Origin of the sequence: Aminipila luticellarii, assembly GCF_004103735.1 — a bacterium.
Classification (GTDB): domain Bacteria; phylum Bacillota; class Clostridia; order Peptostreptococcales; family Anaerovoracaceae; genus Aminipila; species Aminipila luticellarii.
In genome coordinates this window covers 2699450-2725387 of record NZ_CP035281.1, presented here as the reverse complement: position 1 = coordinate 2725387, position 25938 = coordinate 2699450, and the positions used below count along the sequence as shown (strand labels likewise).

General features: G+C 41.7%; 24 protein-coding genes and 1 pseudogene. 23 read left to right on the top strand and 2 right to left on the bottom strand.

What is annotated here, in order from left to right; genetic code table 11:
• Position 1: 1 nt before the first annotated feature.
• The 12 genes and pseudogenes from rlmH to EQM06_RS12615 all read left to right on the top strand — a co-directional run bounded on the left by rlmH (position 2) and on the right by EQM06_RS12615 (position 11323).
• Complete coding sequence (gene rlmH / locus EQM06_RS12670) at positions 2-481, top strand: 23S rRNA (pseudouridine(1915)-N(3))-methyltransferase RlmH (RefSeq protein ID WP_128746712.1); 480 nt, start codon at positions 2-4, stop codon at positions 479-481.
• A gap of 74 nt (positions 482-555) precedes the next feature.
• Positions 556-1707, top strand: coding sequence for a Na+/H+ antiporter NhaA (locus tag EQM06_RS12665; RefSeq protein WP_230974980.1), 1152 nt, complete (start codon positions 556-558; stop codon positions 1705-1707).
• 57 nt (positions 1708-1764) lie between these two features.
• Positions 1765-1896: pseudogene (locus EQM06_RS12660) on the top strand (23S rRNA (pseudouridine(1915)-N(3))-methyltransferase RlmH); the annotation flags it as partial.
• Positions 1897-2086: 190 nt separating this feature from the next.
• Positions 2087-2950, top strand: a complete 864-nt coding sequence (locus tag EQM06_RS12655; protein WP_128746710.1) for an enoyl-CoA hydratase/isomerase family protein — start codon at positions 2087-2089, stop codon at positions 2948-2950.
• A gap of 77 nt (positions 2951-3027) precedes the next feature.
• On the top strand, positions 3028-4896 hold the full coding sequence (gene htpG, locus EQM06_RS12650) for a molecular chaperone HtpG (protein ID WP_128746709.1): 1869 nt from the start codon (positions 3028-3030) through the stop codon (positions 4894-4896).
• Positions 4893-5558, top strand: a complete 666-nt coding sequence (locus tag EQM06_RS12645) for a CoA transferase subunit A (protein WP_128746708.1) — start codon at positions 4893-4895, stop codon at positions 5556-5558. Before htpG ends, EQM06_RS12645 begins: the two co-directional genes overlap by 4 nt.
• A complete protein-coding gene (locus EQM06_RS12640) occupies positions 5551-6210 on the top strand; it encodes a 3-oxoacid CoA-transferase subunit B (protein ID WP_128746707.1) in 660 nt (219 codons plus the stop codon). Before EQM06_RS12645 ends, EQM06_RS12640 begins: the two co-directional genes overlap by 8 nt.
• Positions 6211-6234: 24 nt before the next feature.
• The gene (locus EQM06_RS12635) at positions 6235-7068 is read left to right on the top strand and encodes a BKACE family enzyme (RefSeq protein WP_128746706.1); all 834 of its coding nucleotides are present in this window, start codon (positions 6235-6237) and stop codon (positions 7066-7068) included.
• 9 nt (positions 7069-7077) lie between these two features.
• Complete coding sequence (locus EQM06_RS12630) at positions 7078-8235, top strand: thiolase family protein (RefSeq protein ID WP_128746705.1); 1158 nt, start codon at positions 7078-7080, stop codon at positions 8233-8235.
• A gap of 183 nt (positions 8236-8418) precedes the next feature.
• A complete protein-coding gene (locus EQM06_RS12625) occupies positions 8419-9300 on the top strand; it encodes a LysR family transcriptional regulator (RefSeq protein WP_128746704.1) in 882 nt (293 codons plus the stop codon).
• A gap of 321 nt (positions 9301-9621) precedes the next feature.
• Positions 9622-10794 (top strand): MFS transporter, encoded by a 1173-nt coding sequence (locus EQM06_RS12620; RefSeq protein ID WP_128746703.1) that lies wholly within the window; start codon positions 9622-9624, stop codon positions 10792-10794.
• A gap of 61 nt (positions 10795-10855) precedes the next feature.
• Complete coding sequence (locus EQM06_RS12615) at positions 10856-11323, top strand: HD domain-containing protein (RefSeq protein ID WP_128746702.1); 468 nt, start codon at positions 10856-10858, stop codon at positions 11321-11323.
• A gap of 85 nt (positions 11324-11408) precedes the next feature.
• Here the strand turns inward: EQM06_RS12615 and EQM06_RS12610 are convergent, their stop codons facing one another.
• Positions 11409-11738: an ArsR/SmtB family transcription factor gene (locus EQM06_RS12610; RefSeq protein ID WP_164914460.1), complete on the bottom strand. Its 330-nt coding sequence runs from the start codon at positions 11736-11738 to the stop codon at positions 11409-11411.
• A 143-nt stretch (positions 11739-11881) separates the two neighbouring features.
• Here EQM06_RS12610 and EQM06_RS13305 point away from each other — a divergent pair, with 143 nt between their 5' ends.
• The 9 genes from EQM06_RS13305 to orr all read left to right on the top strand — a co-directional run bounded on the left by EQM06_RS13305 (position 11882) and on the right by orr (position 22488).
• A complete protein-coding gene (locus EQM06_RS13305; protein WP_269140036.1) occupies positions 11882-12016 on the top strand; it encodes a hypothetical protein in 135 nt (44 codons plus the stop codon).
• 160 nt (positions 12017-12176) lie between these two features.
• The gene (locus EQM06_RS12605) at positions 12177-13568 is read left to right on the top strand and encodes a sigma-54 interaction domain-containing protein (protein ID WP_128746700.1); all 1392 of its coding nucleotides are present in this window, start codon (positions 12177-12179) and stop codon (positions 13566-13568) included.
• Positions 13569-13893: 325 nt separating this feature from the next.
• Positions 13894-14955, top strand: a complete 1062-nt coding sequence (ord, locus tag EQM06_RS12600) for a 2,4-diaminopentanoate dehydrogenase (RefSeq protein WP_128746699.1) — start codon at positions 13894-13896, stop codon at positions 14953-14955.
• Positions 14956-15114: 159 nt separating this feature from the next.
• Entirely contained in the window at positions 15115-15414 is a 300-nt protein-coding gene (gene ortA / locus EQM06_RS12595) for a 2-amino-4-oxopentanoate thiolase subunit OrtA (protein WP_128746698.1), read from the top strand.
• Positions 15414-16820, top strand: coding sequence for a 2-amino-4-oxopentanoate thiolase subunit OrtB (gene ortB / locus EQM06_RS12590; RefSeq protein ID WP_128746697.1), 1407 nt, complete (start codon positions 15414-15416; stop codon positions 16818-16820). Before ortA ends, ortB begins: the two co-directional genes overlap by 1 nt.
• 51 nt (positions 16821-16871) lie before the next feature.
• Complete coding sequence (locus tag EQM06_RS12585) at positions 16872-17225, top strand: ornithine aminomutase subunit alpha (RefSeq protein WP_128746874.1); 354 nt, start codon at positions 16872-16874, stop codon at positions 17223-17225.
• 14 nt (positions 17226-17239) lie between these two features.
• On the top strand, positions 17240-19450 hold the full coding sequence (gene oraE / locus EQM06_RS12580; RefSeq protein ID WP_128746696.1) for a D-ornithine 4,5-aminomutase subunit OraE: 2211 nt from the start codon (positions 17240-17242) through the stop codon (positions 19448-19450).
• Between the two features lie 186 nt (positions 19451-19636).
• Complete coding sequence (locus EQM06_RS12575; RefSeq protein WP_330548340.1) at positions 19637-21352, top strand: GlmL-related ornithine degradation protein; 1716 nt, start codon at positions 19637-19639, stop codon at positions 21350-21352.
• A 47-nt stretch (positions 21353-21399) separates the two neighbouring features.
• Entirely contained in the window at positions 21400-22488 is a 1089-nt protein-coding gene (orr, locus tag EQM06_RS12570) for an ornithine racemase Orr (protein WP_128746695.1), read from the top strand.
• 123 nt (positions 22489-22611) lie between these two features.
• Here orr and EQM06_RS12565 read toward each other — a convergent pair whose 3' ends face one another.
• On the bottom strand, positions 22612-24291 hold the full coding sequence (locus EQM06_RS12565) for a methyl-accepting chemotaxis protein (protein WP_128746694.1): 1680 nt from the start codon (positions 24289-24291) through the stop codon (positions 22612-22614).
• A 304-nt stretch (positions 24292-24595) separates the two neighbouring features.
• Here EQM06_RS12565 and EQM06_RS12560 point away from each other — a divergent pair, with 304 nt between their 5' ends.
• Both EQM06_RS12560 and EQM06_RS12555 read left to right on the top strand, forming a co-directional pair.
• Positions 24596-24901, top strand: a complete 306-nt coding sequence (locus EQM06_RS12560) for a GIY-YIG nuclease family protein (RefSeq protein WP_128746693.1) — start codon at positions 24596-24598, stop codon at positions 24899-24901.
• 79 nt (positions 24902-24980) lie between these two features.
• On the top strand, positions 24981-25910 hold the full coding sequence (locus tag EQM06_RS12555) for a chemotaxis protein (RefSeq protein WP_205666560.1): 930 nt from the start codon (positions 24981-24983) through the stop codon (positions 25908-25910).
• Positions 25911-25938 lie beyond the last annotated feature (28 nt).

Sequence of the window (25938 nt, the reverse complement as noted above, 5' to 3'; positions counted from 1 at the left end):
CATGAATATAACAGTGATATGTATTGGAAAACTAAAGGAAAAATATTGGGTTAGCGCCATAGAAGAATACAGCAAGCGGCTGTCTAAATATTGTACATTGTCAATAGACGAGCTGAAGGAAGAACGCTTACCCGACAATGCTTCGGAGGCGGAGGAGGAGGCCGTCAAGGCGGCAGAGGGAAAAAGCATATTAAAAAGAATTAAAAAAGAAGCGTATGTGATTTCTTTGGAGATTAAGGGAAATCAGCTTAGTTCCGAGAAGCTGGCGGATAAGATCAACCAGCTGGGCCTGGAAGGAAAAAGCGATCTGGTCTTTGTCATAGGCGGCTCCCTGGGCTTAGCGGAAGAGGTCAGCCAGCGGGCAGATTATAAGCTGTCCTTTTCCGCTATGACCTTTCCCCACCAGATGATGCGGGTCTTTTTACTGGAACAGATTTATCGAGCGTTTAAAATTAATAAAAAGGAAGCTTATCATAAATAAGAATGAGTGAGAAACAAAAACAGCATGAACCGAAAAGAAAAAGGCATGCTATGTTGTAAAAGGAGGTGATGGCCATGTGGCTTAATCGTTTTAGAGAATATTCCCTTCCATTAATACTAGGTGTTGTGACAGCCTTGATTTGGGCCAATTTATCTCCAGAAACCTATGAAGGAGCGGTTCATGGAACGATTGCAGGTCCTGTTAATGTCCATTTCTTAGTTAATGACGTATTTATGGTCTTCTTTTTCGCCGTTGCTGGCATTGAGATTGTCAACAGCTTATCTCCCGGCGGAGACTTAAATCCTATAAAAAAAGCTATAACACCGCTTTTAGCTACAGCAGGAGGCATTATCGGTCCCATCGTTGTATTTTTTTCGTTGAATGAGCTGATGGGCGATCCGACCTTTTTAAACGGTTGGGGGATTTGTACCGCTACGGACATTGCGCTGGCTTGGCTGCTGGCTCGAATGGTGTTTGGAAAAGATCATCCGGCGGTGAGCTTTCTGCTGCTGCTGGCGGTGGCTGATGATGCAATAGGATTAATTATCATTGCAGTCTTTTATCCGGATCCCAATGCACCGGTAGAGCCCCTATGGCTCTTGCTGATTGTTTTAGGAATGTTGGTGGCAGCACATCTGAATAAACGACAAGTACAAAGCTATATCCCTTATATTTTTGGAGCAGGTACCATCTGCTGGATTGGCATGCTCAATGCGCATCTGCATCCGGCACTATCCCTGGTTTTCATCATTCCTTTTCTGCCCAGGCAGGGCCAATCCTTGGAAGGGGTGGACATGCACGGCGTAAACGATGCACCAGAGTATTCCACTCTGAGCTGCTTTGAGCATCACATTTCACCTATTGTGGATTATGGGCTGTTCTTTTTTGGAATAGCCAATGCAGGTGTTGAATTTTCATCTGTTTCCAACTTGACCTGGATTATTTTTGCCTCCCTGGTGGTAGGAAAGACTCTGGGTATTTCTTTGTTCACCTGGCTTGCTACCCTGTGGAAGTTTAATCTGCCGGAGGGAATGTCCGGAAGGGACGTTTTCCTGGCAGGTGTGGTTGGGGGAATGGGCTTGACGGTAGCCCTGTTTGTAGTGACTCCTGCATACACGGATCCAGCCCTGCAGGGGGCGGCAAAGATGGGTGCCTTATTTACCGTGTTTGTATTTATCCTTGCAACCGTATTGGCTCGGATATTGAATATTAAAAAAATAGGATAATGCCATTTCTCATAAGTTTATGGCTTCCTTTTCCTATTCAACCGTCAAACTTCCGAGGTCAGCCAGCGGGCAGATTATAAGCTGTCCTTTTCCGCTATGACCTTTCCCCACCAGATGATGCGGGTCTTTTTACTGGAACAGATTTATCGAGCGTTTAAAATTAATAAAAAGGAAGCTTATCATAAATAAGCTTTTTAAGAACGAGTATTGAAGCCAAGCGGTTATTGTATTTATAGCAGCTTGGCTATTTTTTTGTGCAGCGAAAAAGTATTTATGCAAAAAAAGCATTTTTCAATGTAAGCCATCGGATGGTACTTTAAAACTAAAGTTATATCAAGTAACAAGGATAAATTTATTTGATCAGAAAAGGAGAAAAGAAATGGCAACTCAAACACAGTTCGTAGGCTGGCCTACATTTGATGAATTAAAAGAAATGTTTAAAGAACACTTTATCATGGAAAGAAGAGAGGACGGCGTTGTTTTAGTTCGGATGCACACCAAGGGCGAATCTCAGCTTTGGAGTATGGAATTACACGATGCAATCGGAAAAATGTGGAGACTTTTAGGAACAGACAGAGAAACGGAATGCATTATTTTTACAGGTACAGGTGATAACTGGATTAGTGTATTTGAGGATGAGAGCTGGGCTCCTGAGAGAACAGATCCGGCAGGGACAAGATATGACCATATGTTTATTGATGGTCGAAGAATGCTTATTTCAATGATTCAGGACGTTGAAGTACCAACGATTGGTGCTTTAGTTGGAAGAGGCGGACATGCGGAATTAGCACTGATGTGTGATATCTGCATTATGGCGGAGGATTCCGTTATTTCAGACCCCCATTATGTATATGGGATTGTACCGGGAGATGGCATCCACAGCTGTCTGCTTGAATTAATGGGAACAAGAAGAGCCGTTTATGCAATGTTCATGAACGAGATGATGGATGCAGAGACCTGCTTGAAGTATGGGTTGGTAAGTGAAGTCGTACCAAGAGAAAAGCTGATTGACAGAGCCTATGAAATTGCTGATGTTATTATGGCGCAGAATAGAACAATCAGAAGACTAACGACACAGGTTGTAAGAAGACCTTGGAAACAGAGAATTGTTGATGATTTGGACATGACCTTTGGTACAGAAATGTTCGGAGACTTCTGCAATACAAAAATGTATCACTCTGATTTGGACTCAAGGGATATTTATCAGGCAGCATATGACGAAAAGGTATTAGGAAAGAAATAATTTAGAAATAGCTTTGGCCGGCGGAGAGATCCGGCGGCCAAATTGTTTTAGTATACATAAAGAGAAAGGGCAAAGTTATGGGCAGCATCAATGGAAAATTATCCGTGGAGAGCGAAAATATATTTCCGATCATAAAACAGTGGCTGTATACAGAGCAGGATATCTTTGTAAGAGAGTTAATATCAAATTGCGCCGACGCCATTTCGAAGCGGGACAGTTTAATAAAAATTGGAACGTGCCAAAACTATGCTGTGAATAGTTTTATTTGCATTGAGATTAATCAGACAGAAAATACAATAAAATTTATGGATAACGGCATTGGAATGGATGCAGACGAAATAGAAAGGTATATCAACCAGATTGCTTTTTCAAGTGCTGCAGATTTTTTAAATCAATATAAAGACAATGTGGATAATTCACTTATTGGACATTTTGGGTTGGGATTTTACTCGGCTTTTATGGTTGCAGATAAAGTGGAAATTGATACGCTGTCCTGCAAGCCTAAATCAAAACCGGTTCATTGGACGTGTGATTGTGAGATGAACTATAAAATGGAGGAAGGAAATAAATCCGAAATTGGAACAACCATTACGCTTCATGTTGAAAGTGATTTACAATATCTTAAACCGCAAAGGATGGGAGCTGTTATAAACAAATATTTTGCCTTTTTCCCGATTCCCATTGAACTAAGCTGTAAGGATGCTTTAGCAGATACGGCTGAAAGTCCTGAAAAAAAGCAAATAAATGATACGAATCCATTATGGGTTAAAAATCCGGAAGATTGTACAAGAGCGGAATACATCGCTTTCTATCAAAAAGCGTTCAACACCCATACGGAACCTGTACTTTGGCTTCATTTATATAATGAGGAGCTGGGAATAAAAGGGCTTGTTTACTTTAGAAATGAAGACAGTTTTAACCAAAACATTGATGGTCAAATAAAAATTTACAGCAATCAGGTGTATATCACTAATGAAGGAAAAGGACTGCTTCCTGAATTCCTGTCCCTTCAAAATGTAATTTTTGATTGTACGGATCTTCCTTTGATGGCGTCCAGATCATCCGTTCAGAAAAGTGAGGCTCTTAATTCAATAACCCATTATATAGTAGAGCAAGTGGCTTTCAAGTTATACGGAACCTTTGAATGTGAGCGTGAGTTTTATGAAGAAATTTGGAATTCTTTAAATCCATTTATAAAGTTCAGTTGTCTCAAAGATAAGTTGTTTGCCAGCTATGTTGAAAAATTTATTATTTTCAGAACGTTAAGGGATAAGTATGTGACCTTAAACGAATACCTGGAACAGATAAAGGATAAACATCAAAATATTATTTATTATGTATCCGATGAAATTCAACAGGCACATTACATCAGCACCTTCAAAAAAGCAGGCATTGATGCCTTATATATGACTCATGTTGTTGATCAGCCTCTTATTAAAAAACTTGAAATGAAAGACACCAATTTAAGGTTTAATCGCATTGATTCCGATTTTTGTTCTGCATTGAAGGAAAAACTGACAGAGGATGAGGAGGCAAAAGTAACGGAGGATGAAGCAAGGCTTGTCAATAGCTTTAAAGGATTGGTGGAAGATAAACATTTGACGGTTAAAGCGGATCGGCTGATTACAAAAGAAATATCCTCTATCATGATTTTAGACGAGGAAGAGAGACGGGTAAAGGATGCGATCGAAATGTATAGTGCCACCGGAATCGATGTTAGTAAGTTTTCCTACGGGAATGATATTTTGTTATTAAATCTCAATAACAAGCTGGTCCATTTTCTGCTGAACCCATCCGCTTCAGAAAAAGTCACAAATATTATAAAAATGCAGTTGATCGATATTGCAAGACTTGGTCAGGAAACACTTGAAGCAGAACAGATGTCAGCATTTATTGACAGAAGTAATATGATTTTGGAATTAGCCATTGAAAGGGATAACGCATGAAAGAAAAATTAATAACCAAAAAGGAGCTAAAAAAGCTATTTCATGACAATATGACAATGATGATCGGTGGTTTTGCATCGGTAGGAACTCCCGAAGTACTGATCGATGCAATTGTTGAAAGCGGGGTCAAGGGACTTACCGTTATTTCAAATGATTCCACCCATCCAGAACAAGGACTTTGGAAATTAATTTCTAAAGAAGGGGTTGTAGCGAAGCTGATTGCCTCGCATATCGGCATGAACCCGTTAACGGGAACAAAAATGAATGAAGGGACTCTTCCCGTTGAATTGATTCCTCAAGGCTCACTGGCAGAAAAGATCAGGGCTGGCGGAGCAGGCTTGGGGGGAATACTGACCCAGACAGGGCTTGGTACAGAAGTGGAAGAAGGAAAAGAACGAATCACAGTGGATGGTGTAGAGTTTCTGCTGGAAAAGCCACTTAGGGCGGATATTGCACTGATTAGGGGATCTATTGTTGATAAAAAAGGCAACATTATGTATAAGGGTACGACTCAAAACTTTAATCCGTTGATGGCCATGGCTGCGGATTTGGTCATTGTCGAAGCAGAAGACCTTGTAGAGGTGGGAGCAATTGAACCTGAAAATGTTCGAACACCGGGAATTCTTGTAAATTATATTGTTAGGAGTGAGTGCCATGAATAATGAGAAAGAGATTATCGCCCGAAGAGTTGCAATGGAAATTGAGGATGGCAATGTGGTAAATCTAGGGATTGGATTGCCGGAAATGGTTGCAAATTATATTCCCGACACAATAGATGTTGAATTTCAGGCAGAAAACGGAATCTTGGGCATGGGCGGAACCTGCAAGGCGGGAGAAGAAAACAAGGATGTAATCAATGCGGGTTTTAAATACGTTCAAGTTAAAAAAGGTGCTATGTTTTTTGACAGTGCCACTTCATTTGCGATCATCAGAGGCGGTCATGTAGATGTCACCGTTTTGGGTGTATTAGAAATTGATGAAACCGGAACTTTTGCAAGCCACAAGATACCAGGGAAAAAGGTACCAGGTATGGGCGGTGCTATGGACTTAGTCATGGGTGCAAAAAAGGTAATTGTTGCAACCACACATACCAAAAAAGATGGGGGCAAAAAAATTATAAAAAAGGTTTCTTTGCCCATAACTGCAGTTTCAAAGGTCGATCTTATTATAACCGAGCTGGCAGTAATACGGGTGACGGAACAAGGCCTGGTATTAGAAGAAATAAATGAAAATACTACAATAGAAAAGGTTCAAGAACGGACAGAACCGAAATTAATTATATCGAAGAATTTGAAAGTCATGTTTAGTGAATAACTGGCGGCGGAATGGAGGCTAACGATGGAAAAGAATAAAGTTATTATAACAGCAGCATTAACAGGGGCTGTTACCCCAAAAGAAATAAATGAGTACATACCTATGACCCCGCAGGAAATCGCCGACGATGCTTACGCTTGCTGGAAAGCGGGAGCGGCGGTTGTGCATCTTCATATGCGGGATGATAAGGGCATTGGGACCATGGATCAGGAAAGATTTGCAGAAACCATTAGATTGATAAAAAAACATGAGGATTGTAATGTGGTTATTAACTGCACTACATCGGGTGATAATTCCGCAAGTGATGAAGAAAGAGTAGCACACGTAAAAGCGTTGAAGCCGGAAATGGCATCGTTCGATGCAGGCTCTTTTAACTGGATGCCTTTCGGCGTATTTAAAAATGAACCAAAGTTTTTAGAAAAGCTTGCAAAGACCTTGCAAGAGACCGGCGTTAAGCCAGAAATTGAAGTTTTTGACACCGGTATGCTGGGCGTGACAGATTATTATTTAAAAAAGGGAATGCTTACAGCTCCCACCCATTTTCAGTTTGTTTTGGGCGTCAAGGGAGGCATGGAAGCAACCATTGAAAATCTTTTATTCCTATTAAGAAAGATCCCAGAAGGCTCAACCTGGTCAGCGTTTGGCATTGGTGCGGGCCATATGCCAATTTTATATGCTACCATTGCATTGGGCGGACATGTAAGGGTTGGCCTTGAAGATAACGTCTATTTGGCAAAGGGTGTGAAAGCCACAAATGTACAGCTTGTTGAGCGGGCGGTCGCTGCAGTTAAAACCTATGGCAAAGAAGTTGCGGATCCGGATGAAGCAAGAGAGATTCTGGGATTAAAGCGTCGTTAGGAGGACGAAATGATAGAAGCAGTTATTGTTGCATATGGCCGCTCTGCCATATGTAAATCACGTAAAGGCGGATTTTCACAAATGCATCCTGTTGATTATGCGGCGCAGGTATTAAAGGGTGTTTTAGAACAAATCCCGGAGCTTGATAAAAGCGATATCGAAGATGTCATTGTAGGCTGTGCGGTCCAACAGGATAAAACCTCTATGAATGTTGCAAAAAATATAGCCGTGCGTGCAGGGCTTCCGGAAAATGTGGCGGCGCAATCCATCAATAGGTTTTGTGCTTCGGGCCTTCAATCTATTGCCCTTGCAGCAAATGCCATTGCCGCAGGGCAGGGTGATGTAATTATTGCCGGGGGTGTAGAGGATATGACCAGCACCTTTAAGCCCTATCCGGTGGAGTTTTGTGAAGAGTGGCTTTTGGAGCATGCCCCGGGAGCCTATATGCCAATGGGAATCACGGCAGAAAATGTGGCAAAAAAGTTTGGAATTACAAGGGAGGAGATGGATCGCTTTGCAGTTGAATCACACCGCAAGGCTAAAGCAGCCAGAAATGGCGGAAAGCTTGCGCCTTCTATCATTCCGGTTAAAGCCATGGATCTCCATAAAAACGGTAAGCTCATTACAGAGGATGAAGGAATTCGCGAGGATGCCAGCATAGAGAGTATGAGTGCGCTGAAGCCTTGTTTCCTGCCTGAAAAAGGAACTGTAACGGCGGCAACAAGCTCACAGACATCGGATGCGGCAGCTTTTGTGGTGTTGATGTCGGTTCAAAAGGCAAAAAAATTAGGGATTAAACCGATTGCCAGTTTAGCTAACTTTGCAGTGGCAGGCTGCGACTCCACAATGATGGGAATTGGGCCGGTATATGCGGTACCTAAGGTAATGGCACGCTCCGGATTAACGGTTGAGGACATGGATACGATTGAAATCAATGAGGCCTTTGCCTCACAATCGATTTACTGCATTAAGGAACTAGGCTTTGATACACAAAAAGTTAATCCATATGGAGGAGCCTTGGCCTTAGGGCATCCATTAGGAGCCACCGGTACCATATTAACCTGTAAGGTATTAGATTATCTTAAAGATAATAGGAAAAAATATGGCTTGGTAACCATGTGCATAGGTGGCGGAATGGGTGCTGCAGGCATACTGCAAATGCTATGACACTAATTGGATAATAAGTAAAAAAATATAAAGTCTCTCGTGCTGCCCAATGGGCAGCATTTTCGTTTTTTTCCATGGTTACTGAGCTTTGTTGGTACCTGCTCTCAGCGGTATTGACTTTAAATAATACATAAGATATATTTATAGTAGTTAGATTATTCAGTAATTTATGAGGAGATAAATATGGATACAGAGCAATTAAAAGCTTTTCTGTCAGTAGCAAAATACCAAAATTTTACTAAGGCATCCCAACATTTACATATTGATCAGCCGGCGTTAAGCAGACAAATATTAAAATTGGAAAATCAGCTAGGTGTCCAGCTTTTCATCAGAAATAATAGATCGGTTGTTTTAACGGCTGCAGGGGAAATCCTTCAAGAGGAGAGCCCATGGATTATTAATGAAATAGAGAATCTTGCGGAAAAAATCAAAAATGCCGGCAAAGGTCAGATTGGCGAATTAAAATTAGCCACATTAGGAAAAATGTCTGCTTTAACGGCAATCATTTCGGAAGTGCAGACAAATTTCCCAGATATAAAGATTCAATTAGAAAGCTACAATTTTGAAACGATCAACAGCTTGCTGATTCGCGGCAATATTGATATTGGCGTTACATTTGAATATGCGGTAACGGATTTAAAAGAAGATTTGGATTGGAAAGTCCTCTTTCAAGAGCCATTTTGCCTTATCGTGCCAAAGAAAAACAAGCTATATCAAAAAGAAGAAATCACCTTAACCGATTTATCGGAACATAAAATTATTGCGTTAAAGACAAAGTTCAATCCTAAATTCTATTATCAATTATTTAATCAAAGAGCGTTATCTGGAGAAATACAATACAGCTTGGCATCTAATATGGAATCTCTGATATTGCAGGTTGATGCAGGGTTAGGAATCGGGCTTACCCCCAGATTTATAGCAAATAATATTCATGATTATGACTTTATTATAAAACACGTCAGTGATTTAAACATGCAGGAAAAAGTAGTGCTTGCCTGGAATAAAAGGAAATATAATCCCATTACAAAGAATTTTATTACCTGCTGCGCCAAAGTGTCCCAGTAATTAAAAAATGAATATTTCAAATCGATTAAAACCCCTTTTAGAGATAAATGGGTTTCATAGATCAGATTAAAAAATCTAACATATGGAATCCGTTTAGACGGTCTAATGAAAGGGGTTTATTTTGTCATAGAGAATAAGTTCGTTTTTATATCCTTCAAAAATTTTAACCGATTGCACAGACATTGATTATGTGAATTTAGCATTTTTCAATGTCAAAGCCCTATTATATACTTTAGTCGTAATAGATGATGCACGGAATGAGCTAGAAAACGAGTCAAAATTTTCATCTGAGGATCGGATTTATAATTTTAGGAGGTTTCTATGAACAAAATTACCAAATTTTCAGCATTTGCTATCCTAATGGTTCCAATGGTATGGAACTTTGAAGCTGCCACCGTCGGGCCAGCGTTAGGTTCTTTGATGCAGGCATTTCCAAATGAACCGGCTCTAAAGATACAACTAATAAGCACCTTGCCCTTTTTAGCTTCGGTAATCTTCAGTGTAATATCGGGAAAGCTGGCTAATTTTTTTGACAAGAAAAATATAGCTGTTATTGGGCTTCTTATCTATGGAATCACAGGAATAACGCCGGCATTTGTAAACAGTGTTAATACGATTTTAATATTACGGTTATTAACTGGAGTTGGAGTGGGATTGGTTTTGCCTTTGCCCAATCAAATTATTGTTGAACATTATGAAGGGCGGGAAAGAGAACGAATGCTTGGGCTGGCTACTTCCACCTTTAATTTTGCGAATGTAGTGATTAGTATTTTAGTAGGAATCTTGCTTGTCAGAGGCTGGCAGATGGCCTTTTATTCGTTCTCATTCATCTTCGTGGTATTGCTCATCGTTGCCATTGGACTTCCAAAATCCCCTCCAATCAAAACAGATGAAAGGAATAATGAAGTAAGAGAAAAAGTTAAGCTGCCTAAATATGTATATGCCATGGCACTGGCAATGACCTTAGTATGGATTGCCTTTGGAGGATTCCAGCTTACGATTTCTATGTTTGTTACAAAAGAAAGGCTGGCACCCATCTACATGATGGGTATATTCCTTGCTGCTCCGGCATTTGGGAGTATTCTCACCGGAATTATTTTTTCAAAGTTAAATAACTGGTTGAAGCAGTATTATGTTTTTTCGGCCATGTTATGCTATGCGGCTGGCTTTATTTGTATGTATTTGTCACAGGAAGCAACCCTAATCATAATCGGAACGTTGCTGATTGGTATCGGATCGGGAGCTATGGTACCATATATCTCCAATCTGACCGCCATACATGTCAATGAGAAACAAAAGGACTTAGCATTTGGAATCGTTACGGCATGTATTCATTTGGGAGGTCTTGTGTCAGCATTTATTTTGTCTTTTATCATGCAATTAGGTCATGCGACTTCTTATCGGTTTATTTATATTACATATGCGATTGCGCTAATCCTAGTAGGTGTTGTTTCTTTAATAATAAACACGAAAAAAAGAAAAGTGAGCGCATAAGCGGGCATATCATTTTTGCTTACTTCATGGTACAATATAAACGCTTGAAGGAGGGATTTATATGCATAAATTATTACAGCTGCAAAGCGCATTATTAAAAGAAATAGATCACTATGAAAAGGTTGTACCGCAAAGAGATCAGCCCATAGACTGGGAACGGGTACACCTTGCAAGCTGTGCGAAGCTAGGGTATCTGATGGCGGAAGAACGGGGCGTCGATCCGATTCTGGCAGCCTCTGCCTGTTCCATCCACGACTATGGAAGGATCATCACCGGAAAGCAGGCAGGTCATGCGGAGGCAGGTTATATACCCGTTCAGGAGTTTTTGAAAAAGACTAAGCTTTTTACAGAGGAAGAAATAGAGATGTTGGCTGTTGCTGTGAAAAATCACAGTAAAAAAAGTGAAGTCGGAAGTCCTTTGGAGGAAATCGTTAAAGATGCGGATGTATTAGATTTCCACCAATACGGTTACGATATGCCGAGAGCAGAACAACAGGCGCGTCTGGAGCGGCTGCTCGCTAAGAAGTAGGATCAAGAGATATGGAAACAATAAAGGTGCTGTCCGGTTCATGGACAACACCTTTTTTAAATAATACCGTACCGTCTGTTTTGACTTATGCCTGAAATGTACTGAATTTTTTTGTTGCATTTAAATATTTCATTAGTATGCCGATGTTTGCGTAATAATAGGAGTATTTATCCTTGCTCTGTGACTGTACCAGTTCAGCCTGCACTAATTTTTTGATATGCTGTGAAATAGTTGCCTGAGAATAATCAAAGGCGGCAACGACGTCTTTATTGCAGACCGGTGTACGCTCCTTGTTGCACTGCATAATGTACTGATATATTTTGATTCTGGCGGGATGCGCCAAAGCGTCGGAAACCTGAGCGACCAATACTATTTCTTCTTCCTGCATATAGTCCGATTCTTTTCTTAATCTCATAATAATTCTCCTTGTGTATTGTCTATTAACAATACACATTTTACTATGGGAAGAAGCCTTTGTCAATCCGAAGCTTCTGTAGTATATCCTTTTTAATTTGGAGCAGAATAAGAGATAAAGTTTTAATTTTAGAGGTGAGTAAAATGCCAAAAGACAGTCAGCCGGACAATAAAAATGCGCGAATGAAAAAATGTAATAATCAGACTCCAATTACAAAAGAAAATCAAAATCAGAACCGTAACGCTAAAAAACAGTCTATAAAAAATAACGATGTTTAAAATTTCTTAAATATCATTTATAAAAGAAATAGCAGGATAAGTGCAAATTTATTTGCACTTATCCTTTTTTTGCGATAGAATGACATTAGATTTCCATTTATTTTTACAGAAACAGAAATATTTTTTCTACTGTGCAAAATGAAGAATGCAGAGGTGCAAAATGAACGCGAAACAATATGAAAAAATTGTACAGGAACTTGCGAATATTATTGATGAGGGGATTCACATCGTCAATACGGATGGGAAGAGCATCATTTATAATCAAGCCATGGCAACCCTTGAAAAGACCAATCGAGAGGATGTGATCGGCAAGCCTTTCCGAGTTGTTTTTTCTCATATACCGGAGGGAGAGAGCACGCTTTTGAGAGCTTTAAGGAGAGCAGAGCCGACGCCCAATAAACAGCAGACGTATCTGAATCGGTACGGAAAGGAAATCACGACGATCAATTCGACGATTCCGATTATGGACGATTCGGGAGAAGTGGTGGCAGCCCTTGAAATCGCAAAGGACATAACCAATTTTAAAACTATGTCCAACACGATTTTAGAACTTCAGAGAGAGGCGATTCCGGAACATAAAGTAACCGAACCCAAGATCAGAAAATACAGCTTCAAGGATATTATTGGGCAGAACAGGAGGCTGAAACATCAGCTGGATATTGCGGCCAGAGCCTCTAAAACCGATGCTGCCGTGTTCATATATGGGGAAACCGGAACCGGAAAGGAATTAATGGCTCAGAGCATTCATTTTAACAGCAGTAGAAGGAATAAGCCTTTTCTGGCGCAGAACTGCGCGGCACTGCCGGAAAGTTTGCTGGAAGGGATTCTTTTTGGTACGGCCAGAGGAGGGTTTACAGGAGCCGTAGACCGGGCAGGACTCTTTGAGCAGGCTAACGGAGGAACACTGCTGTTAGATGAGATAAGTGCCATGCCTTATGAATTGCAAAGCAAATTGTTGCGCGTTCTGCAGGAAGATTACATTCGGCGTGTTGGCGGAAGCCGAGACATTCCTATTGATGTCAGGATTATTGCTACGGTCAATGAAACGCCGGAAACGCTTATAAGAAACGGCTTGCTCCGGAAAGATTTATACTACCGTCTAAATATTGTAAATATAAGCATTCCGCCTCTTAGAGAACGCAAAGATGATATTCCCATACTGATAGAACACTTTTTGGAAAAGCACAACAGCAGGTTTCAAAAGGAGCTATGGATGCTTTCGGACGGAGCCTTGGAAAAGCTTGAGAATTATGACTACCCCGGTAATGTGAGGGAACTTGAAAACCTGATTATGTCAGCCGTGTCCCTGTCCGATCGGGAGCATGTTCTAACAGAAAAATATCTTCAGATGCCAAAGGAAGCAGCCATTGCCAATGTAGGAGCGGACTACGATCCGGAAGAAATGAGCATAGACCAATATCTCGAGTCTTTAGAGATCAACATTATCAAGGAAAAAATGGCGGATTTTGGCGGAAATATTTCTAAAACAGCCGAGGTGCTCGGCCTTAAAAGACAGACTCTGCAGCATAAAATAAAAAAATATCAGATTTAAGAAAATAAGCGGAGCATGATTGTACAAAACCAAGAAGAAACATAGCATGATAGTAAAAAGTGCAAATATATTTGCTTATTTGGCGCAAATATATTTGCACTTTTATGAAATATTACAGAAAATTTTACAAATTCAAAGAAGCTATAACCGTTAAAAAACGACAAATGTTGGAATTTAGCCACTTTTTTTAATTGGCACGAAGCTTGCGTAACATATAATTGTTGCGCGGGTAATCTGAAAACCTTTCAGATGATCCCCGGCCATAAAACTTTTTAACTAATTAGAATAAATCTAATATTTATTGGAATGAAAGGGAGAGTAAGTTATGGAAAATGTAAAAGTAATTCTCTGGGGTCTTGGTGCCATGGGCGGCGGAATCGGAAAGATGATCACGAAGAAAAAGGGCATTGATATTGTTGGTGCGATCGATATCGGCGCTAAATTAGGAAAGAGCCTATATGATGTCGTTCCCGGCATAGAAAGAGGAGACAGAGAAGATGTCATTGTTGGCACGGCTGAAGATGTGATTAAGCCGGGTTCTGCTGATATCGTAGTTGTATGCACAGACTCTTTTACAAGCAAGGTATATGACAAATTGGTATTTGTTATGGAAAGAGGAATCAATGTTATCACTTCTGCAGAAGAAATGGCATTCCCTCAGGCTCAGGAGCCGGAACTTACAAAGAAATTAGATGAAATTGCTAAGAAAAACAGCGTAACCGTACTTGGAACGGGAATCAACCCTGGCCTTATCATGGATCTATTAGTAATTTTATGGACAGGTGCCTGCGAAACAGTAGACCATATCGTATCCAGAAGAGTAAACAGCTTATCCCCATTTGGACCTGCTGTAATGGAAGAACAGGGAATCGGTATGGAGGTCGAGGAATTCAACAAGAGAAAAGCAGACGGAACGATGGCTGGCCACGTTGGTTTTGCCGAATCCGTAGGAATGATTACCACAGCTTTAGGATGGAAGCTGGATAAATTTGAACAGGATATGGAACCAATCGTAACAGATGTAGATAGAAAATCCCCTTATGGATTTGCTAAGGCAGGGCAGGTTGCCGGCGTAGCAATGAAAGGCTGGGGCTATGTTGACGGAGAGAAAAAGATCGAAATGGATCACCCTCAGCAGATCGAACCAGAGCAGGTTGGTGTGCACACTGGTGACTATGTAGAGATCAAGGGAGTTCCGCCGGTAAACATGGCTAACACACCTGAAATTGAAGGCGGAATCGGAACAATGGCTATGATTCTTAACACCATTCCACATGTAATCAATGCAAGACCGGGTCTAAAGACAATGATCGATATTCCTGTTCCTAGAGCACTGATGGGAGACGTAAGAGATCAGATCTGCGAAGAATGCAAAATAGTAAAATAGTAAGCTATTAACGTTTAAAACGTTTAATAAGTCGAGTTTATGGATAAATTATTTATGCTAAACAGTATTAAGTAATTGAAAAAATTGAAAACAGTGATGTACAGGACACTCTTGGGATCGGCAGGGGTGTCTTATGCAATCTAAAAAAGGAGAATCAAAATGGTTAAAAAAGGTGAATGGGTCAGGATTCACTCGATTGTGTTAAAAGCCGAAGAGAGAACTGCAAAACTTCCTGAAGACACCCAAAAATGCCCACTTGAAATGTGGACCAAAGGATTTCTGCAGGCAGATGCAGAAATCGGTGATGAAGTAACGATAATGACTGCAGCAAATCGAATCGAAAAAGGAACGCTTTTAGAGGTAAATCCATACTGGAAGCACAGCTATGGTAAATTTATTCCTGAGTTAGTTCAGATTGATAAGCAGTTAAGAGAAATCATGTACGGAGGTGACAAATAATGGCATTAGCAAAAGACTATGATTCCGTCATGGGAAGATCCAATGATATCATGAAAGAAGCTCTCGGTTTGGACTATGAGGAATTTGAATCCGGTTCGATCGCGTTCGATTATGAAGCTCTGATGAAATCAACAGAGTATACTCTGGATGAAATTAACAGAATTCAGAGCAGAACAGGAGTCGGCAATACACCGCTTCTTGAACTGAGAAATTTAACAGAGCTGGCAAGAAAGTATGCAAAGCCGGGATATGGTGCAAGGATTTTTGCAAAGGATGAAGCAGCAAATGCATCCGGAAGCTTTAAAGACAGAAGAGCAGCTTGCGCGGTGGCTCATGCTAAGAAGCTGGGATATAAAGGTGTTATTGCAGCAACCTCAGGAAACTACGGGGCAGCGGTTGCGTCACAGGCAGCTATGCAGGGACTGGAATGCGTCATTTGTCAGGAATGCTTTGACTCACACGGAGTAGGCCAGCCGGAAATCATTGAAAAAGCCAGAAAGTGTGAAGCTTTGGGCGCGGAAGTTGTTCAGCTTACCGTGGGACCGGAATTGTTCTACGAGTTTTTATCCATACTGGAAGATAAAGGATATTTCAACGCATCCCTGTATTCGCCATTTGGTATTGCAGGTATCGAAACGCTAGGATATGAAATTGCGGTTCAGTGCCGTGAAAAGTTAGGGAAAGACCCGGCCATGGTGGTTTGTACAAATGCAGGCGGCGGAATGGTTACCGGAACTGCCCGCGGTCTGATCAAGGCTGGAGCGAAGGACACAAAGATCGTAGCAGCTTCCATTGACCTTACAGGTCTTCACATGGCTTCAGACAAGCAGTTCAACATGAAATCCTGCACGACAGGACATACCGGATTTGGGGTTCCTTATGCAACGGATCCGGATCATTCCGATGTTCCTAGAAGTGCGGCAAGACCGCTTCGCTATATGGATCGTTACGTAACCGTATCTCAGGGCGAAGTAATGTATATGACAGAGGCTATTGCAAATCTGGAAGGTATTGAAAGAGGACCTGCCGGAAACACTTCTCTGGCGGCGGCATTCTCACTTGCTCAGGAACTGCCTGAAGATGAGATCATCGTAGTAAGTGAAACAGAATACACCGGTGCCGGAAAGCATGTTCAGCCTCAGCTTTCTTTTGCAAGAGATAATGGAATAGAAGTGCTATTCGGAAATCCAAAGGATGAAAAACCGGGCGTAAATGTTATCCTTCCAAAGGATCCAAGTTTCTTTAAGTGCGTGGATGCGGACATCAACCATTTCAGAGCTTCTTTGATTAAAAAAGCCTGCAAAGTACACAACGTAACAAATCCGACACAGGCTGATCTGGAATTCCTTGCAGCAGAAACAAAGACAAACGTGGACTTTGTTAAGGATGTTATTAAGAGTTTATAAGATAACGTAAACTTTATATTAAAAAAAGGAGAATGAAGAATGAAATCAGGAATGAGAAGAGAAGATGATTTTCAAGAAAGACGCAAACACATTGCGAATCTTACTGATGAAGAACTTTATAACCGATTCTGGGAATTAACAGCACAAGTAGTAGATCCGCTTCTTGAACTGGGCAGAAAAAATACAACTCCTTCTGTTGAAAGAGCCGTACTGTTAAGAATGGGCATTTCCTCCCTTGATACGCAGAAAATCGTGGAGGGCTGCATGGACAGAGGCTTGATGGCGCATGGTACAGGTCATGTTGTATATAAGTTATCAAAAGAGAAAAGCATTTCCATCAGAGAAGCAGGAGAAATGCTGGCTCAAGGTAAGTGCTGGGATGAAGCAGCCGCTTTGTTTAAATAAGGAGGGACGTAAAGATGACAGAATTAAAACATAATGAAAAATTAGATGTTCAAAACATCTTGAAGGACCTTGATAAGTATGAACCGAGAAGAAGAGGCTGGCACTGGAGAACCCCTGCTCCCGGAATCAAAATGGGACCTTTTGAATATCATGATTGCTCAGAGCCTTTAAAGAACAGTGTAGGACTTCCTCCTGCAAAATTCTTCGGAGACATCGATCCGCAGCCGCTGCCTGTTATTACAACAGAAATCGCCTCCGGAAGATTTGAAGATGATATTCGAAGAATGAGAATGGCTGCATGGCATGGCGCAGATCATATCATGGTTATCAGACATATGGGTCAGTCTCATATCGACGGATTGATGGAAGGTACTCCACAGGGTATCGGCGGTGTTCCTATCACAAGAAAACAGGTCAGAGCACAGAGAAAGGCTCTTGATCTGATCGAGGATGAGGTTGGCCGTCCAATCAATTACCATTCTTATGTATCCGGCGTTGCAGGTCCGGACGTAGCGGTTATGTTTGCAGAAGAAGGAATCAACGGGGCTCACCAGGATCCTCAGTACAATGTACTTTACAGAGATATCAACTGCGTACGATCCTTCGTTGATGCCTGTGAATCCAAGAAGGTTATGGCCTGGGCTGAAATGCTTCAGATCGATGGCGCACACAATGCCAACGCAACGGCAAGAGAGGCCTGGAAGGTAATGCCTGAGCTGATCGTACAGCACGCAATTAACGCTTTATTCTCAGAAAAGGTTGGTATCAAGCCTGAACTGATCAGCTTATCAACAGTACCGCCTACTGCAACTCCTGCTCCTTGCGTATATATGGATCTGCCATATGCAGTAGCACTGAGAGACATCTGCGGCAGATATAAAATGAGAGCACAGCAGAACACCAAGTATATCTGTTCTTCCACAAGAGAAGCAACGGTGACCCACGTTCTGAACATGCTGATCTCCAAGCTGACCAGTGCAGATATTCAGTCTACGATTACGCCGGATGAAGGAAGAAACGTTCCTTGGCATATCTACAACATCGAAGCCTGCGACAATGCAAAGCAGACCTTGATCGGTCTGGACGGCTTGATGGAAATGGTTGAATTAAAGAAGGACGGTCCGTTAAGAGACATGGCCAGAGACATTAAGGAAAGAGCCTGCCTGTTCATGGAAGAAATCATTCAGGTTGGCGGATATTTTCAGGCAGTACAGGAAGGTTTCTTCGTTGATTCTGCCAGATATCCTGAAAGAAACGGCGACGGTATTGCAAGAAAGATCGAAGGCGGCGTAGGCTATGGCTTTATCTTTGAGAGAGCAGAAGACTACATGGCTCCGGTAACGGCTCACTTTGGTTATAACAACGTGGAGCAGTACGGCGGAGATCCTGAGAATCCGTCTGCTTTGATCGGCGGCTGTACCTTTGAAGACAGAAGCAAGATCGTATTCATCGACGAGCTGGATGAAACAGACTGCGTTGATGTAAGAATTGCCAATGTGAAGAAATATCTGGACGGCAAAGCACTGAAACCGGAAGTAGAATGGTGCGCAGACGGCACGATTCTCCTGACCATGTGCATTCCGGCCAATACCAGGGTAGCAGAAGCAGCTGCTCTTGAAATCGGTACCAAACTCGGACTGGAGAGCCCAGAAGTAATCAGTAAGGAAGTTCTTCAGGAAGCAGAGGGTACGAGAATTGAAATGAAGGGTAAAGTTACCTTTGACGTAGATCCTTCCAAACTGGTCATTCCGCCTGAACCGCATTATCTGAGCGATGAAGTTCTTTACAAAGAGTTCGGCGATCATCCGATGAAGGTGGTCTGCGGTACAGTGGGAGAAGACGAACACTCCGTAGGACTTCGTGAAATCATCAATATTAAGCATGGCGGTATTGAAAAATGGGGCATTCAGGTAGAATACCTTGGAACCTCCGTTCCGGTAGAAAAGCTGGTGGATGCAGCCGTAGAGCTAAATGCAGATGCAATCCTTGCTTCTACGATTATTTCACACGACAATGTCCACTACAAGAATATGAAGAGAATCAATGAGCTGGCTATCGAAAAGGGCATCCGTGATAAAGTGATCATTGCTGCCGGCGGTACACAGGTTGTTCCGGAAGAAGCTCGAAAGACAGGAATTGATGAAGGTTTTGGAAGAGATTCCCACGGTATAGATGTTGCTACTTTTTTAGCAGAAGAAGCAATGAGACGCAGAGGCGATCTGTAAACCATCAATATGAACTGAAAGGTTTTCGCAGCTTTAGCTGCTGAAAATTCGGTATGAGACCTGCGGCCACATCATAGATGTGAGCAGGGCTTCAACAAAACCAAGGGCGGGCCGTAATGAAAGCCCGCCCTTATTTCATATTGTGATAAGAATTGCGCTAAGAGAGGGATATAAAAGGAGAACAATATGAAGGTTGATATTTTAGTAGCTGAAATAGGGTCGACTACTACGGTAGTAAACGCATTTAATGATATTAAAACAGATACTCCTGTATTTTGGGCACAGGGGCAGGCACCCACTTCCGTTTTGGACGGAGATGTAAGGATCGGTCTTCAGGGAGCCATTGACGATTTGTGCAAAAAAATGAATATCGATAGTCTGGAGTATGACGAAATGCTGGCTACTTCATCAGCTGCCGGCGGTTTGAAAATGACAGTTCACGGGTTAGTTTACGACATGACGGCAAAGGCAGCCAAAGAAGCGGCACTGGGAGCAGGAGGCATTATCCACTACGTTACGGCAGGAAAGCTTCGCAGAACAGACCTTGCAAAGATAAAAGAAATCAATCCTAATTTAATCCTCATAGCAGGCGGTGTGGATTACGGTGAACGGGATACTGCGATTGATAATGCGGAAATGATCCGCTCTATGGGGCTGAAAACACCGGTCATCTATGCGGGCAACTGTGAAAATCAGGAGGAAATGAAGCTGATTTTTGATGAAGAAAGCGGGATGAAGCTTTACAATGTGGAGAATGTATATCCTAAGATTGATGACCTGAATGTGGAGCCGTGCCGGAAGGTGATACAGGATGCTTTCGAGGAGCATATCACGAATGCACCGGGCATGGAGCATGTACGGGATATGGTAAGCGGCCCGATCATCCCGACTCCGGGTGCGGTCATGGAATGTACAAAACTTCTTTATGAATGTATAGGGGATTTAATTGTGCTGGATGTAGGCGGAGCGACTACAGATCTTCATTCCGTTGCAACCGAATCCGATCAGATCGCGCGTATTATGATCTCGCCGGAACCGAAAGCAAAGAGAACCGTAGAGGGAGATCTGGGCGTCTATGTCAACAGAATGAAAGTAATTGAGTCGATTGGCGAAGAAAAGCTCCGGGAAGAGTGTGAAAAAATGGGCATAGACCTGGATAAGACCTTGGAGACATATGTAGCCATCCCGAAGAACGAGGACGAAGTCAAGCTGGTAGAGCGGCTTACAAAAGAAGCTGTTTTAAAAGCTGTGGAGCGTCATGCGGGAAAAATAAGATACATTTACGGACCGACGGGAAGAAGCTCTGTAGCAGAAGGAAAAGATCTGACACAGGTCAAATACATCGTAGGAACCGGCGGAGCCCTTACAAGGCTGCCTCACCGGGTAGAGCTCATGCAGGAAATCGCGAAGCATAATGATACCGGTATGCTTCTGTTCCCCAGCGAACATGCGGAAATTCTGGTAGACAATGAATATATCATGGCGTCCTTGGGCGTTCTGTCCAAGAGATATAGAGAAGCAGCCATTCGCTTGCTTGAAAAGACCTTGAATTTTAAATTCCCTGAAAAAAAAGAGACCTCGTATCAGGCGAAATATATTGATGAACTGAATAAGGTTACTGAAGAAGCCAAAAAGAAGGAAGAAGAATACAAGAAACATATTGAAGAAAGTGAAGCTCTTGGCTATGATATGAGCGCATACAAAGAGGAAGAGCCTATAGGCGGAGCAAACAAGCGTAAGAACAGTGCTGCGTCGGATTCTGTAAAGGATGACAAAAAAGGACTCAGAAATGGAGACGGCGTTCAGGGAAAATGGGCCGGACAAAAGCAGGATATGGGAGATTGTAACCATGACTGCAGACATTGCACCAGACCGCACTGTCCAAATCGTAAAAACTGCTAGGGTATAGAGGCCTGTACTATTTTAAAGAGTTATAAAGGAGAGAGAAAATGTATCCTAAACTGATCATTGATTTGAAAAAATTAAACAGCAATCTCGATGCGGTAGCTAAAATTACAAAAGAGGATGGAAACTGTTCCTTGATGATTGTCACAAAAGGCCTGTGCGCCGATCCGCAAATGGTCAAGCTGGTTGCAGAGCATAAATCTGTAGACTTCATGGCAGACTCCAGAGTAAAAAATATCGCTACTTACGCGGATCTTGCCAGGAAGAACGGTAAAAAGACAGTTCTTTTAAGGCTTCCGATGCACAGCGAGATTGAAGAGGTCGTAAAATATGTAGATTTGAGCTTTAATTCCGAGATTTCCACCATTCGTTTGCTGAATGAGGAAGCAGCCAGGCAGAAAAAGCTGCATAAGGTTTTGCTGATGATTGACTTAGGCGATTTAAGAGAAGGGCTTTTTTATAAAGAAGAAGCCTTGATCTTTAATACGATTGAGGAAATTTTGAAAATGTCTAATGTGGAATTCTATGGAATTGGGGTAAATCTGACCTGCTACGGCGCTATTATCCCTAAAAACGATAATCTATCTATTCTTGCAGGATTAGCCGAAAAAATAGAAAAGACCTATTCCACTCATTTGCATATGGTATCCGGCGGCAACTCCAGCTCCATTTATTTAATCGGAAAAGGAGAACTGCCAAAGGGCATTAATAACCTAAGATTAGGGGAAGCTTTCCTTCTGGGAAATGATACGGCGTATGGCGCCAAGCTGCCGGGAACAACAGGCGATACGCTGACCTTAGAAGCGCAGATTGTTGAATTGCAAAAGAAACCATCTTTACCAATCGGCGAGGTGGGTGTGGATGCGTTCGGACAAAAACCGTATTATGAAGACAGAGGAATCATAAAGAGAGCTATAATCGGAATCGGAAAACAGGATACGGATTTGGACAGTATGACGCCGATAGATGAAAAGATCGATATTTTAGGCGGAAGCTCGGATCATACCATATTGGATGTGACAAAGTCAGATACGGAGTATAAGGTGGGAGATATCGTAAGCTTTGAACTTGGCTATGGCGGTATGCTAAAGACTGCTACCAGTCCGTATGTAGAAAAGGAATATAGAAAATAAGTTTTTACCCTATTTAGTGTGTTACTGTAAATAAATGTGTGAATAAAATAAATGAGAATGAAATAAAACCAAAAAGTAAAAGGGAAGCTCCGTGATTGGAACCTCCCTTTTACTTTTTGGTTTTTAATATTTATCACTATAGTCATTAATGGCAGTACCTGCTGGAGTACTTGCTTTTGGGACTGTAGCGTGTTCTGGCTGTTTGGATTCAAACTTCGGACTTTCCACAATTGGCTTGAAAGCGGATTCTGCCTCGGTTCTGATTTCTGATTTTTTTTCTGTTTTCGGTTCTTTTTTTATTTCACGCCTCGGAGGTTGTGCCGGTTCCTCTTTTACAGATGCCGATTTCATTTGAGGTGTGATCTTGTGTTCTGCACCTTCTGATGGATCCGCAGCTTTATCTTTTTTATCTTTCGATTGAGAATCTTTTAGAGCTTTGGATGTGGATTCCGTCAGTCCCTTTTTTGGAGACTGGACAGGTGGACCCGGCGTATGTGGTTTCAGATTCACCAGAGGTGGCTTTTCCGTGTTGTTTTGGGTCGGAGCAGTATTCCCGTCAATTTTAAATTTATCCACCAATTTGTTTAACAAATCGGCCTGAGCGTTTAATTCTTCACTGGCAGCAGCCCCTTCTTCTGCGGTAGCCGAGTTGTTTTGAACCACTTGAGAGATCTGGTCAACACCGGTGCTTACCTGTGCAATGGAAGTAGATTGTGCTTCGGAAGCTTTGGCAATTTCAGCGATCAGAGAAACAGCTATGCCGGATTTTTCAACAACTGAAACCAATGAGGCGGCTGTATCGTTAGCGATTTTTGAACCATTGGCTACAGCAGCAACGGTCTGTTCGATTAAAGCGGTAGTATTCTTGGCGGCCTCCGCTGATTTAGTCGCCAGATTCCGAACTTCATCGGCTACAACGGCGAACCCTTTTCCGGCAGTACCCGCTCTGGCTGCTTCCACAGCGGCATTAAGTGCCAAGATGTTTGTCTGAAATGCGATATCTTCAATGGTCTTTATAATCTTACCAATTTCGTTTGATTTGTCTGTGATGTCGTTCATAGCCGATGTCATCGCCTTCATCTGCGCATTGCTCTCCGCCACGACGGAACCGGCTTCATTGGATTTAAGATCTGCTTCATACGCATTTTTTGCGTTCAGCTTGACCTGTTCAGAAATCTCAGAAATAGTAGCAGAAAGCTCTTCAATACTGCTGGCCTGATCTACCGCTCCCCGTGAAAGGGTTTGGGAAGAGGAAGCAATCTGGTTTGCTCCGAGAGTAACCTGCGCACCGAATTTCTGTATCTGCAAAATGGTATCGTGCATATTACCTTTTATGGATTGCAGAAGAGTTAGGGTATTCTTGAAATCGCCAACATAGATTTCTTCATTTTTAGTTGTTATATTAAAGTTGTAGTCTGCCATTTCTGCCAGTAAATAGTTTATGTCTGTAATATATGTTTTTATGGTTGCCGCAGTTTTATTAAAACATGCGGATACTTGTCCTATTTCGTCGTTGCTGCTGGTATCAAGCTCTGCACTAAGTTCTCCTTTGGAGAGCTTTTCTGCTGCCGAAACGATATCGTGCAGGGGCCTTAGGGTTTGCTTGGTTACGTTATAGATAATCAGAACCAAAAGGATCAGAGCAACCAGATAAAAGCCGATCAGAAAACCAATGGAATTTATAAGACCGGTCGCCTTAAGAACCGTAGTGGCTACGATAAGAAGACCAAAGACAACAGCTAAAGCAATAGCCGAGACGGAAGCTATTTTTACAGATAAACTTTTTTCTCTACTTTCTGCCATAAAGGACACCTCACAATGTTGTATTTTTATGTAGTATAGAACGTATAAAACGCATTTTAGTAACAAATTTGGACAAAAACTTCAAGTTACCTACAGTATAGTACATTATCTGATGAGTGTCTATGTAAATATTAAAAAATATGGCTTAAAATAGCATATTTTTGCATGATTTTACAATATTCTGAGCCGATTTAGAATATGCCGGTTCCGAATTAAAAGTGATATTGCTATGCGACAGAAAAGAAGAGATGTGATATGATGAAGAGACAAGATCGCAAGAAAGAGTAAAAGTGAGAAAGGCCATATGAATAAAACGAATTATGTATATATTTTGGAATGCGGGGATGGAACCTATTACACCGGATGGACTGTAAACCTGGAGAAAAGAATAAAGGAACATAACGGGGAGCTGAAATCCAGCATGGCAAAATACACCAGAAGCAGAAGGCCGGTAAAGCTGATTTATGCAGAAGAGTATGAAGATCGATCGGAAGCTTTAAAACGGGAATGTGCCATAAAAAAACTAACCCGGTCAGAAAAAGAAAAATTGGTAAGTGAAAAGGCAAAACTTATGGTGCAGCCAAAAGATGTCTATGCAAGAAGCCTTTAATGTTGTATAATAAAGTAATATTTTACAATATTATTCCGGTAAAACCGAAAAAAGTAGATTTTGTATGGGAGGAATGGATATGGCAATTCCAGAAAATATCAGTAAGACCAGCATACTTTTAGAGTCAGGAACCAATGAACTTGAAATCATCGAATTTACAGTTGCAGATGAAATATTTGGAATAAATGTCGCTAAAGTACGTGAAATCATGGTGGCACAGAGTGTAAAGCCTATGCCTAATTCACACCATGTTATAGAAGGGGTATTTAAGCCGAGAGATGAAATCATTACGGTAATTGATCTTGCTAAATATCTGGGATTACCCAAATGTGAAAATTCGGGACGTGATATTTTTATTGTCACCCATTTTAATAATTTAGATTTTGCTTTCCACGTACATACTGTTGTGGGGATAGACAGAATCTCATGGACGGCAATCAAAAAGCCGGATAAAGCAGTTTATGGAGGGCAGGATGGTGCGGCTACAGGTATAGCAGAGTATCAAGGCCGTCTTATAACCATATTGGATTTTGAGAAAATCGTGGCCGAAATTAGTCCGGAATCCAGCATACAGGTTGAGAGCATTGAAAAGCTGGGAGAGCGTCATACCATGGATAAAACGATTCTGGTGGCAGAAGATTCTATGCTTCTTTCCAAAATGATCATAGAGTGCTTACATAAAGCCGGATATAAAAACACCATTAAAACAGACAATGGGCAGGAAGCCTGGGATTACTTGCAGGAAGCGAAAGAGTCCGGAGATCCCATCAAAGAGCATGTGGCCTGCATCGTATCAGATATTGAAATGCCTCTGATGGATGGGCATAGATTGACCAAGCTGGTGAAAGAGGATTCAACGCTCAAAAAGATCCCGCTGATTTTATTCTCCTCCTTAATAAGCGAGGAAATGCGCATAAAGGGAAAACAATTAGGCGCGGACGAGCAGATCAGCAAGCCGGAAATCGGAAAATTGGTTTCGATTATCGATCAGCTTACGGCAGAGCAGTAATGAAGTAAAAAGTAAAGCAGACAGGAAC

Bases quoted from the DNA above. Each gene is read 5' to 3' on its own strand.
- rlmH (WP_128746712.1), top strand. From the start codon at position 2: ATGAATATAACAGTGATATGTATTGGAAAACTAAAGGAAAAATATTGG.
- EQM06_RS12665 (WP_230974980.1), top strand. From the start codon at position 556: ATGTGGCTTAATCGTTTTAGAGAATATTCCCTTCCATTAATACTAGGT.
- EQM06_RS12655 (WP_128746710.1), top strand. From the start codon at position 2,087: ATGGCAACTCAAACACAGTTCGTAGGCTGGCCTACATTTGATGAATTA.
- htpG (WP_128746709.1), top strand. From the start codon at position 3,028: ATGGGCAGCATCAATGGAAAATTATCCGTGGAGAGCGAAAATATATTT.
- EQM06_RS12645 (WP_128746708.1), top strand. From the start codon at position 4,893: ATGAAAGAAAAATTAATAACCAAAAAGGAGCTAAAAAAGCTATTTCAT.
- EQM06_RS12640 (WP_128746707.1), top strand. From the start codon at position 5,551: ATGAATAATGAGAAAGAGATTATCGCCCGAAGAGTTGCAATGGAAATT.
- EQM06_RS12635 (WP_128746706.1), top strand. From the start codon at position 6,235: ATGGAAAAGAATAAAGTTATTATAACAGCAGCATTAACAGGGGCTGTT.
- EQM06_RS12630 (WP_128746705.1), top strand. From the start codon at position 7,078: ATGATAGAAGCAGTTATTGTTGCATATGGCCGCTCTGCCATATGTAAA.
- EQM06_RS12625 (WP_128746704.1), top strand. From the start codon at position 8,419: ATGGATACAGAGCAATTAAAAGCTTTTCTGTCAGTAGCAAAATACCAA.
- EQM06_RS12620 (WP_128746703.1), top strand. From the start codon at position 9,622: ATGAACAAAATTACCAAATTTTCAGCATTTGCTATCCTAATGGTTCCA.
- EQM06_RS12615 (WP_128746702.1), top strand. From the start codon at position 10,856: ATGCATAAATTATTACAGCTGCAAAGCGCATTATTAAAAGAAATAGAT.
- EQM06_RS12610 (WP_164914460.1), bottom strand. From the start codon at position 11,738: ATGAGATTAAGAAAAGAATCGGACTATATGCAGGAAGAAGAAATAGTA.
- EQM06_RS13305 (WP_269140036.1), top strand. From the start codon at position 11,882: ATGCCAAAAGACAGTCAGCCGGACAATAAAAATGCGCGAATGAAAAAA.
- EQM06_RS12605 (WP_128746700.1), top strand. From the start codon at position 12,177: ATGAACGCGAAACAATATGAAAAAATTGTACAGGAACTTGCGAATATT.
- ord (WP_128746699.1), top strand. From the start codon at position 13,894: ATGGAAAATGTAAAAGTAATTCTCTGGGGTCTTGGTGCCATGGGCGGC.
- ortA (WP_128746698.1), top strand. From the start codon at position 15,115: ATGGTTAAAAAAGGTGAATGGGTCAGGATTCACTCGATTGTGTTAAAA.
- ortB (WP_128746697.1), top strand. From the start codon at position 15,414: ATGGCATTAGCAAAAGACTATGATTCCGTCATGGGAAGATCCAATGAT.
- EQM06_RS12585 (WP_128746874.1), top strand. From the start codon at position 16,872: ATGAGAAGAGAAGATGATTTTCAAGAAAGACGCAAACACATTGCGAAT.
- oraE (WP_128746696.1), top strand. From the start codon at position 17,240: ATGACAGAATTAAAACATAATGAAAAATTAGATGTTCAAAACATCTTG.
- EQM06_RS12575 (WP_330548340.1), top strand. From the start codon at position 19,637: ATGAAGGTTGATATTTTAGTAGCTGAAATAGGGTCGACTACTACGGTA.
- orr (WP_128746695.1), top strand. From the start codon at position 21,400: ATGTATCCTAAACTGATCATTGATTTGAAAAAATTAAACAGCAATCTC.
- EQM06_RS12565 (WP_128746694.1), bottom strand. From the start codon at position 24,291: ATGGCAGAAAGTAGAGAAAAAAGTTTATCTGTAAAAATAGCTTCCGTC.
- EQM06_RS12560 (WP_128746693.1), top strand. From the start codon at position 24,596: ATGAATAAAACGAATTATGTATATATTTTGGAATGCGGGGATGGAACC.
- EQM06_RS12555 (WP_205666560.1), top strand. From the start codon at position 24,981: ATGGCAATTCCAGAAAATATCAGTAAGACCAGCATACTTTTAGAGTCA.